The organism is Bacillus cereus group sp. Bc031 (assembly GCF_027716265.1).
GTDB lineage: Bacteria > Bacillota > Bacilli > Bacillales > Bacillaceae_G > Bacillus_A > Bacillus_A paranthracis.
Genome location: NZ_JAQFUL010000170.1, coordinates 1 through 3364, shown reverse-complemented (window position 1 = coordinate 3364; position 3364 = coordinate 1). Strand labels below are relative to the sequence as shown.

The following is a 3364-nucleotide window of genomic DNA, read 5'->3' as shown; positions in this document are numbered from 1 at the left end:
TATCCGTTTAGATAAAAAAAGATAGTAGGGATAATCAATCCTTACTATCTTTACTGTTAATATTTATATATCTTTAATACATGAGTGTCTTTTTTTTGAAAATACTCTATAATTAACTTTGGGGAAGGTAATGTTAGAGTATTCGTTTAGCATTATCTTTATATTTGATAAACCATGAAATCGAAAGATTTTGTGGTTTATTTTTTGAACAATAGCTATTACATTATTGGCAGTGAGCTATCGATTGTTATAAGCATTTGGAGAGGTAGGATTTAACATCTAACATCGAATAACAGTTCCAGAATATAACGTTATGAAATGATCTCCCATATCTAAAACGTTACTTGCCTGTATAAAGCCCTTAAAACCTTCTGAAGAATAATAAATTTCTTTTGGTATACTTTCTTTAGATTGGAAATGTGTTTTAGAGTACTTTACATAATGATTTTTAATAATTTTTGATTCAGGAACAATAGTATTTTTTTGTTTCAGTGTTTGTATAGCACTAGAAGGTGGTATGAATTTTTGAGTGTCTTGGTAATTATGATCTAAGGTGTCAGCCTGTACACTGTGTGACGACACAAAGACGCTTAAACTACTTCCAACAATTAATGTTGCAAATGCTAACTTTGAGACTTTCGTTAATCTAATCATTTTATAATCTCCTTTTCATTATTTTGTAAGGTACCTCCTTACACCTCACAGTCTATATCCACTACAAAAGGGTGTACATACATATTGATAGACAAAATTCTACAAAATACCTCATGTTTTTTGGGTTGTGTATAATAATCCAATGTTTAATAATTTATCAGAAGTAAAAAAGCAGGTCATATATAAAAGAAAATGAATAATTTATGCAGAGCTTGTATATAAAATTATTGTTCAAATATTCTAAAATGAGTTGATAAAGATGGTGTGGTATTATTAGACAATAATTGATTCGATAGGTTGGATTTGAAAAGCGAATTCTCTTTTTGAGCTTTTATCACTTAAAATAACTAAAGAATAAGTACAAGCACATAATTTAAATAAAAAAAGTGAGAAAAATGATAAACATTCTTCTCACTTTCATCAATTAGGGTGGCATATATATAAATATGCGTTTGAGAGGATTTTTGGATGAAAAATCCATATATATAGTATAACAAAATATTTAAGGCACTTCGCATGTAATATTGCATATAAAGAGTTGATAGATATAATAGCTAGTCTATTTCTATTATTTAACGGATTTTCCGAAAGAGTTCTCCTGCCTTAAGAGAGTGCAGGGTGATAGGTGAGAGAAGAATTTTGATTTGGCGTAGCCAAAAAGAACAATACATATTTTGATATGTAAAGACCCTTCAAATGAAGGGTCTTTACATACACTTATATTAAGTTTGTTGTGGTGCACCACCATGATCGCCAACACTATATGTAGGAGCAGGGTAATGTCCATGAGTAGCAAATTGATCCGCTTTAGAAAATGGAGAAATTCCCACCGTTAGAATCCCAATAAAAGCAATACCCGATAATAATAGGCTGATTTTTTTCATTATTTTAACACTCCTTTTTCAATTGATTTTCGTCTTACTTGATAACAAATATGGAAATAATCACTTACCTTTTGGTGGTTTTCTAATTCTCTACATTTTGTGGCAAATAATTCGGCGTATTCGACAACATATTCCCATAATTCTTCTTGCTCAAAGTATAAGATTCCTTCTTGAATGATTTTTTCTAATTCTTCCAATGGAATATTTTCATTTAATCTTTTTAAAATAGAGAAGTGGTGTGTGTACTCTTCGTTATGAATTCCTCTGCAAATCTGTAATCCCTTATCAATGAGTTTGCTAGCTGCTGATTGTTGTCCTAATTTATAATGCTCCTTAGCTTGTAGGAAGATAGCCTTAAAGTGTGTAGGGATTTTTTCTGTTACTTCTGAAAGGTGACGAATAGCTAACGTAGACATATTTTGATCAGAATACAGCCACCCCATAGTACCTTTTACGTATAACAAGGAATCTTCTTCCTTATTCTTTTGTAGTAATTCAATCGCACAATGCAGATATTCTTCAGCTTGTTCGTACTGCTTTAAACAGATACAGCAACCACCTAGCAAACTATTGCAAAAGGCTGTTTTTACTTCATAACCTTCATACTTTGAAAAGATTGCTCTCGATTTATTTGCGTATTCGATAGCAGCGAGCATGTTATAGGTATGGTGATAAAAAGTAGCAATTCTATAGTAGAATTCAGCATGTTCAATTTCATCTGGAATGTTTACTAGTATCTTTTCTGCCAGTTTATAATGTTCCTCTGCCTCAGTAAAACTTGATATAAAAGTGGAATGAATGGATTTAAAAAAGTGATAATAGAAGCGTAGAAAATGGTCTGTAGGCATATCATAATCACTAATAGCATCAAAACTATTTTGTTGAATACCGAGGCTATCTGTTAAGACTGTGTAACGAAATTCAAGTAGTGAGTAATATAATAACAAATTTTGATCCTGACGTTCTTGATTTGACTCAATGCTTAACTTAGTAATTTTTTCATCAATTTTCTTTTTTAGATTAGTAGCTTTTACAACTTGTTGAGATAGCATAGATCGATACCAGTCGTTCAATAGAGAGGTTAATTGCTCATTTCCCTTTACTGAAACACTCACTATATACTCCCCCATCCTATAGGAATAGCTTAATCCTATTTAATTGTAATTATCATAGCAAAATAAAAGAAAAAATGGAGTGATTTTACAATATTTTTCAAGAAAATTCATAAAAAACAATCAATTTATGTCGAATATACTTAGAATGAAATATCCAAAAAATCACCAAAAGATGATATGAGTCTTCATACGTTCTATCAGGTGAACCAAGAAACTGTAATTGAAGATTTAAGAAATATCCTTTTCCTAAAACGGATTAATTACATATTAATTTTTAAATTATTTTGTTGGGTACTTTAGTATGTATTACTATGAAGTGTATAAATCTTGCGTATATAAATAAGAAGAGAATAAAGAAAGTAGAAAAGAGCTTGTAGGAATTCCTACAAGTTCTTTTTTAGATAATGTAAAAAGGTGAAACAGACTACCTCATTATTCGTAATAGGGAAAACTTCCTCAAAAAGGGAGTTTAATAGTGAAAGTGAAGTTGATTATTACCTAACTATTAAGGGATATTGAGTAATAAGGATAGATTTTAAAAATGAAACTAAGCAAGAGGACATCAGTTTATTTCCGTGAAAAACAATGGCAAGAAAGGAATGTAATCAACGATTGTAAAATACCCAATAACAATGGTTTTAAATTCCCCAAAAATAACAGATAATCGTTTCGAAACAAACATCAAAGATGGAGTGAAGAAACGGTGCTGAA

Annotated in this window: 3 protein-coding genes; all 3 read right to left on the bottom strand. The window is 30.4% G+C overall.

Annotation, left to right across the window (positions count from 1 at the left end):
- Positions 1 to 279 precede the first annotated feature (279 nt).
- The 3 genes from PDQ33_RS28515 to PDQ33_RS28505 all read right to left on the bottom strand — a co-directional run bounded on the left by PDQ33_RS28515 (position 280) and on the right by PDQ33_RS28505 (position 2653).
- The gene (locus PDQ33_RS28515) at positions 280 to 654 is read right to left on the bottom strand and encodes a hypothetical protein (protein ID WP_076856769.1); all 375 of its coding nucleotides are present in this window, start codon (positions 652 to 654) and stop codon (positions 280 to 282) included.
- 722 nt (positions 655 to 1376) lie between these two features.
- Positions 1377 to 1538 carry a hypothetical protein gene (locus tag PDQ33_RS28510; RefSeq protein ID WP_076856768.1) on the bottom strand — a complete coding sequence of 54 codons (162 nt, stop codon included), beginning with the start codon at positions 1536 to 1538 and terminating at the stop codon, positions 1377 to 1379.
- Positions 1538 to 2653, bottom strand: coding sequence for a response regulator aspartate phosphatase (locus tag PDQ33_RS28505; RefSeq protein WP_076856767.1), 1116 nt, complete (start codon positions 2651 to 2653; stop codon positions 1538 to 1540). Before PDQ33_RS28505 ends, PDQ33_RS28510 begins: the two co-directional genes overlap by 1 nt.
- Positions 2654 to 3364: the final 711 nt, after the last annotated feature.

Excerpts from the sequence above, each read along its gene's own strand:
- PDQ33_RS28515 (WP_076856769.1), bottom strand. The coding sequence starts at position 654 with ATGATTAGATTAACGAAAGTCTCAAAGTTAGCATTTGCAACATTAATT.
- PDQ33_RS28510 (WP_076856768.1), bottom strand. The coding sequence starts at position 1,538 with ATGAAAAAAATCAGCCTATTATTATCGGGTATTGCTTTTATTGGGATT.